The sequence below is a fragment of the Paracoccus sp. (in: a-proteobacteria) genome, from assembly GCF_039808215.1.
Classification (GTDB): Bacteria; Pseudomonadota; Alphaproteobacteria; order Rhodobacterales; family Rhodobacteraceae; genus Paracoccus.
On sequence record NZ_JBDHSP010000120.1, the window covers coordinates 1 to 5,424 of the forward strand.

6 protein-coding genes are annotated in these 5,424 nt (G+C 67.5%); 3 read left to right on the forward strand and 3 right to left on the reverse strand.

The annotated features are described in order from the left end of the window. Positions 1 to 118: 118 nt before the first annotated feature. The gene (locus WMK75_RS18105; RefSeq protein ID WP_347268982.1) at positions 119 to 307 is read right to left on the reverse strand and encodes a hypothetical protein; all 189 of its coding nucleotides are present in this window, start codon (positions 305 to 307) and stop codon (positions 119 to 121) included. 185 nt (positions 308 to 492) lie between these two features. Between WMK75_RS18105 and WMK75_RS18110 the strand changes: the two genes are divergently transcribed. Beyond that, on the forward strand, positions 493 to 1,485 hold the full coding sequence (locus WMK75_RS18110; protein WP_347268983.1) for an LLM class flavin-dependent oxidoreductase: 993 nt from the start codon (positions 493 to 495) through the stop codon (positions 1,483 to 1,485). 264 nt (positions 1,486 to 1,749) lie between these two features. After that, positions 1,750 to 2,205: a Fur family transcriptional regulator gene (locus WMK75_RS18115; RefSeq protein ID WP_347268984.1), complete on the forward strand. Its 456-nt coding sequence runs from the start codon at positions 1,750 to 1,752 to the stop codon at positions 2,203 to 2,205. Between the two features lie 133 nt (positions 2,206 to 2,338). Here WMK75_RS18115 and WMK75_RS18120 read toward each other — a convergent pair whose 3' ends face one another. Both WMK75_RS18120 and WMK75_RS18125 read right to left on the reverse strand, forming a co-directional pair. Then, on the reverse strand, positions 2,339 to 2,611 hold the full coding sequence (locus tag WMK75_RS18120) for a GNAT family N-acetyltransferase (protein WP_347268985.1): 273 nt from the start codon (positions 2,609 to 2,611) through the stop codon (positions 2,339 to 2,341). Between the two features lie 19 nt (positions 2,612 to 2,630). Continuing rightward, entirely contained in the window at positions 2,631 to 4,241 is a 1,611-nt protein-coding gene (locus tag WMK75_RS18125) for a glucan biosynthesis protein G (protein ID WP_347268986.1), read from the reverse strand. 269 nt (positions 4,242 to 4,510) lie between these two features. On the opposite strand from WMK75_RS18125, the gene WMK75_RS18130 reads away from it, so the two are divergent. After that, positions 4,511 to 5,056, forward strand: a complete 546-nt coding sequence (locus WMK75_RS18130) for a glyoxalase superfamily protein (protein WP_347268987.1) — start codon at positions 4,511 to 4,513, stop codon at positions 5,054 to 5,056. Positions 5,057 to 5,424 lie beyond the last annotated feature (368 nt).

Consider the following 5,424-nt stretch of genomic DNA (forward strand, 5'->3'; position numbering starts at 1 on the left):
CCCTCATGCGAAAAATCATCGTCATCGCCAACGCAAGGCTACGAAACTCAAACTCTCAACTGAGTTGATGACGGCGGTCTGCCTCGATGGCCGTCGGCATAAGACCGAAGCGGTCTTGTCAGGCCGGCTTTTTCGTCTTGGCGCCGGGCTTGGTCGGGGTCTGCACGGCGACGGGGTCGCTCGCGGGAAAGGTCTCCTTCAGGGCCTCGTCGAGCTCGGCGTCCGGGCCTTTCTCGCGCTCGGCCTTGCGCTGTTCCTTCTGCTCCTTGCGCAGGCTTTCCCTGGCCGGATTGGCGGTGGTCGTCATGATCGCTCCCTCGGCATGGCTGCTCTCATCGAGAGCAACGCGGCAGGGCCGCCGCCGTTCCGCCAGAACGCCGGCGCAGGCGCGCCATGACCGCCGGCCTCTGGACCGGGCCGCCCGACCTTCCCATCTGGTGAGGCCACGCCATCCCGCCGGCCTTCGCCCGGTTTCAGCCAGCAGGGGCCGCCATGGTCGCGCTCTCCGTCCTCGATCTCGTCCCCGTCGTCGAAGGGGAGGGGCCCCGCGACGCGCTGATGAAATCGATCGATCTCGCCCGCCATGCCGAGGCGCTCGGCTTCACGCGCTACTGGGTGGCCGAGCATCACAACATGGTCGGCATCGCCTCGGCCGCGACCGCGGTGGTGATCGGCCGGCTCGCCGCCGCCACGACGACGATGCGGATCGGCGCCGGCGGCATCATGCTGCCGAATCATGCCCCGCTCCTCGTCGCCGAGCAGTTCGGCACGCTGGAATCGCTCTTCCCGGGCCGCATCGACCTCGGCCTCGGGCGGGCGCCGGGCACCGACCAGCTCACGCTGAGGGCGCTGCGCCGCAGCCCGATGGCGGCCGACAGTTTTCCGCAGGACGTGCTCGAATTGCAGGCGCTGTTCGCGCCCGCGGCGCCCGACCAGGCGATCCGGGCCGTGCCGGGCGAGGGGCTGAACGTCCCGCTCTGGATCCTCGGATCGAGCCTGTTCGGCGCGCAGCTCGCCGCCGAGCTCGGCCTGCCCTACAGCTTCGCCTCGCATTTCGCGCCGGATGCGCTGATGCAGGCGCTCGCCGTCTATCGCGCGCGCTTCAAGCCCTCCGCCCAATGCGCGGCGCCCTATGCGATGCCGGGCATCAACGTCGTCGCCGCCGAGACGGACGAGGAGGCGCGCTACCTCGCCACCTCGATGCAGCAGCGCTTCGTCGGCATGGTGCGCGGCGCGCGCGGCAAGCTCCAGCCGCCGATCGACGATATCGAGCGCTACTGGTCGCCGGCCGAGAAGGCGCATGTCTCGCAGATGCTGCGCTATGCCTTCGTCGGCTCGCCGAAGACGCTGAAGCATTCGCTTCGCGCCTTCCTGCACGAGACCGGCGCCGACGAGATCATGATCGCGGCGCCGATCTTCGACCATGAGAAGCGCAAGCGTTCCTATGCGCTGGTGGCGGAACTGGCGGGCGATCTTCGGGCGTAGGCGGGCCGGGCTTCGATCGAAACGCGGGTCATCCCGGACGCAGCGAAGCGGAGATCCGGGATCCATGCCGGAGCGCTTACGACAAGGTTCAGGCATGGATCCCGGGTCAAGCCCGGGATGACCCGCGTCTTTCTCGTTCCGGGCTGAGCATCGATTCGACGTCTCCTTATCGCTGCCGAATCTTAGCCATATCATTATTGCAAACGAGAATGATTTTCCTTTAGCCGTTTTTGCAATCGCCCGCCGGCATTGCTATGGCAGGGCATGAGCGAAACCGACCGGCGCATCGCCGTTTTCGAGAGCCAGTTGAAGGGCGCGGGCCTGCGCATGACGCAGCAGCGGCGGCTGATCCTGCGCGTGCTGGCCGAGGCCGACGACCATCCCGACGCGAAGGGCATCTTCACCCGCGCCTTCGCGCTCGATCCGACGCTGTCGCTCTCGACCGTCTACCGGACGATGAAGGTGCTGGAATCGCAGGGCGCCATCGAGCGCCATGCCTTCGAGGACGGCATCTCGCGCTATGAGCACGCCGACCAGGAGCATCACGACCATCTGATCGACGTCGACACGGGGGCGGTGATCGAGTTCTCCTCGGATGCGATCGAGGAGCTGCAGCGGCGGATCGCCGCCGAGCTGGGCTACGAGCTCGTCCGCCATCGCCTCGAGCTCTATGGCCGCAAGAAACCGCCGGCCAGGAAGCCCGCGGGCAAGCGCGGCTGAAGTGCACGGCCTCGAGACGGAAGGGCGTCATTCCGGGCTCGACCCGGAATCCATCACAGGGCGCCGAACTCTACGATGGATTCCGGATCGGCGCCGCTTCGCGGCTGGTCCGGAATGACGGGGCCGGGATTCCTCAGCCCTCGACCGTGTCGGCGTATTCGGGATGCTTGGCGATCCAGCCCTGGAGGAACTCGCAGCGGACCACCGCCTTGCGCCCGCTTGCCCGCAGCGCTTCGAAGACGCCCTTCGCCAGCTTCGAGCCGACGCCCTTCCCGGCGAATTGCGGGGGGACCTCGGTATGGTCCAGCACGAGCCGGTCGCCGTCGCGCCGATAGCTGACGAAGGCGGTGCCGCCGTCGAGCGACAGTTCGAAACGGTTCCGGCCGGCGTTCTCGACGACGTCCATGATGCAAGGCTCCTTCGGGTCATTCCTGCGCTTCGGCGCGCCAGGGGTAGCTCCAGGTCTCGGTCAGCGCCTTGCCGCCGCTCCTGAGGAAGGCGCGCATCTCGGCGAGCTGGCCGGGCTCGACCACGACGTCGATGAAGGCGCGGAAGCCCTCGGTCTTGCGGTTGGGCACGATGAAGGCGCGGTCGATCCGGCCATAGGCGATCGAGGGCACGATCTCGACCTTCTCCGGCTGCTTCAGATGGTAGTCGAGGTCGCCGCCGGCGAAGTCGACGATGAAGCGGCGCGAGCCGGCCGTCACCGGCTCGCCCGAGCCCAGCGCCTTGGGCTTGGCCTGGTAGGTGTTGACCACCCGCCCGCCGGGATGCAGGTCGGCGGAATCGAGCATCGATGTCAGCTTGTAGGCGAAGGAGAATTCCTTGCCCGGCTCCAGCGGCGCCTTCGGCGTCCAGAGCGCGACGATGTTGTCGTTGGTCTCGTCGGTGGTCGGCATCTCGATCAGCTCGACGACGCCCTCGCCCCAGTCGCCCTGCGGCTCGATCCAGTAGGAGGGCCGCAATTCGTAGGAGAGGTCGAGGTCCTGGTAGTGCTCGAAGGTGCGGTCGCGCTGCATCAGGCCGAAGCCGCGCGGGTTGCGCTCGACGAAGGAGGAGACGGCCTGCTGCCTCGGGTTGCGCAGGGGGCGCCAGAGCCATTCGCCGCTGCCGGAATGGATCATCAGCCCGTCCGAATCATGCAGCTCGCTGCGGAAATCGTCGAAGAAGCGGCGGTCGTTCTCGCCGGTGAAGAACATCGAGGTCAGCGGCGCGAGGCCGAGCTTCTCGATGGGGGTGCGCGGATAGAGCGTCGCCGCGATCTCCATGACGGTGTCGAGATCGGGATAGAGGGTGAAGCGATAGGCGCCGGTCACGGCGGCGGAATCGAGCAGGGCGTGGACGACGATGCGCTCGGCGCCGGCCGCCGGCGTCTCGACCCAGAACTCGCGGAAGACGGGGAATTCCTCGTTCGCCGTGCCGGAGCCGATGGCGAGGCCGCGCGCCGACAAGCCGTAGCGCTGGCCCCGGCCGAGCACGCGGAAATAGCTGCCGCCGATGAAGGAGATCAGCTCGTCGAAGACGCGCGGATCGTTGAGCGGATAGTGCAGCCGGAAGCCGGCGAAGCCGAGATTGACCGGCAGCGGCTTGTCGAACTTGACCCGGCCGTAGTCGAACAGGTTCGCCGCATAGGGCACCGGCGTCGGCACGCCGTCGCGCACGACGTTGACCGTGACCGGCCGGGTGAAGAGGAAGCCCGGATGGAACATCTGCATGCGGAAGAGCGAGCCGTTCTGCGCCAAGAGCGCCCGCTCGGGCCGGAAGCGGATGTCGCGCCAGGAATCGTAGTCGAGCTTCGCCAGCGCCTCCGGCAGGGGGGCGATTGGCTCGTAGGGGACGGCGGCGATCTCGCGGGCGCGGCGCTGCACGTCCTCGAAGCCGAATTTGGGCTGGGGCGCGGCGCTCTGCGGGGCCGGCGGCGGTTGCGGCGGCCCCTGCGGCTTGGGCTGCTGCGCGAGCAGGACGGAGGGCGCCGCCGACAGGCAGAGCGCGGCTGAAACTCCGCTGAGGACGCGGCGGCGGTCTGTCGTGGTCATGCCTGGTCCGTCTTCCCTCGCGATCCGCGAAACATCTGCGGAAAACGCGACTTAACGCCATCGAATGAGGCCGGTCTAGGGCGGCCGGCATTGACAGGGGATGAAGATGCCGCGACCTTCGCCGTCGGCCGGATGCGGCCTGCCGCTCGCGCCCGCAAGGGCAAGGTGAACGCATCCTTATTGTTCCTGTCCCGATCCCGATCGACTCGCGGACGGATATCGGCAAGGCGAGCCCCGATCCCACCGTCCGAGCGAGAAGGATCACCACGATGCGCGATTTCCGCGATGCGAAGCTGATGGCCAAGTGCCTGCGCGAGGCCATGGCCGCCCGGCAGGTGCCGCTCTCCCATTCCGAGACCCTCGAGATCGTCGCCCGCCAGCTCGGCTGCGACGACTGGAACGTGCTGGCGGCGAAGATCGGCGCGGCGGCGCCGGCCGATGCCGGGGCGGTGCGCCTGCAAACCGGCATCCCCGTCCTGCGGATCTTCGACGAGGCCAAGGCGAGGGAGTTCTATCGCGACTTCCTCGGCTTTACGCCGGACTGGGAGCACCGCTTCGGGCCGGGCATGCCGCTCTACATGCAGGTCTCGCGCTCCGGCCTGCGGCTCCATCTCTCCGAGCATCACGGCGACGCCAGCCCCGGCTCGACCGTCTTCGTCTGGATGGAGGGGATCGACGCGCTCCACGCCGAATTGCTGGGCAAGCGCTATCCCTATTCGCGGCCGGGCATCGAGGAGGACGGGCCGGGCGGGCGCACGCTGCAGGTGCCGGACCCGTTCGGCAACCGCATCCGATTCTGCGAGAAGCGCGGCTAGAGCATCGGACCGAAAAGTGGAATCCACTTTTCGGAAAAATCCGATGCTCCGCCAATGGGATAGATCATCGTTGCCGCGTCCGGTAGGACGCGCGATGATCTAGGGCCGCACCGTCATGCTCGCCCTTGTGGCGAGCATCCACGTCTTGAACACGCCCTTCGAGCAGCAAAGACGTGGATGGTCGGGACAAGCCCGACCATGACGGAAGCGAGCGGTTCGCGGCCTCCGCTAACCCATAGCCGGCGCAGGGTTTTCCCCGCCGGCCGCTTCCGGAAAAATGCCGATCGGGCTCCGCAAAAAAATCCGGGCGCGGGCTCACAAAACACTTGTGATCCGGAGTCGTCGTCCGTATATCGCGTTCACCCAAT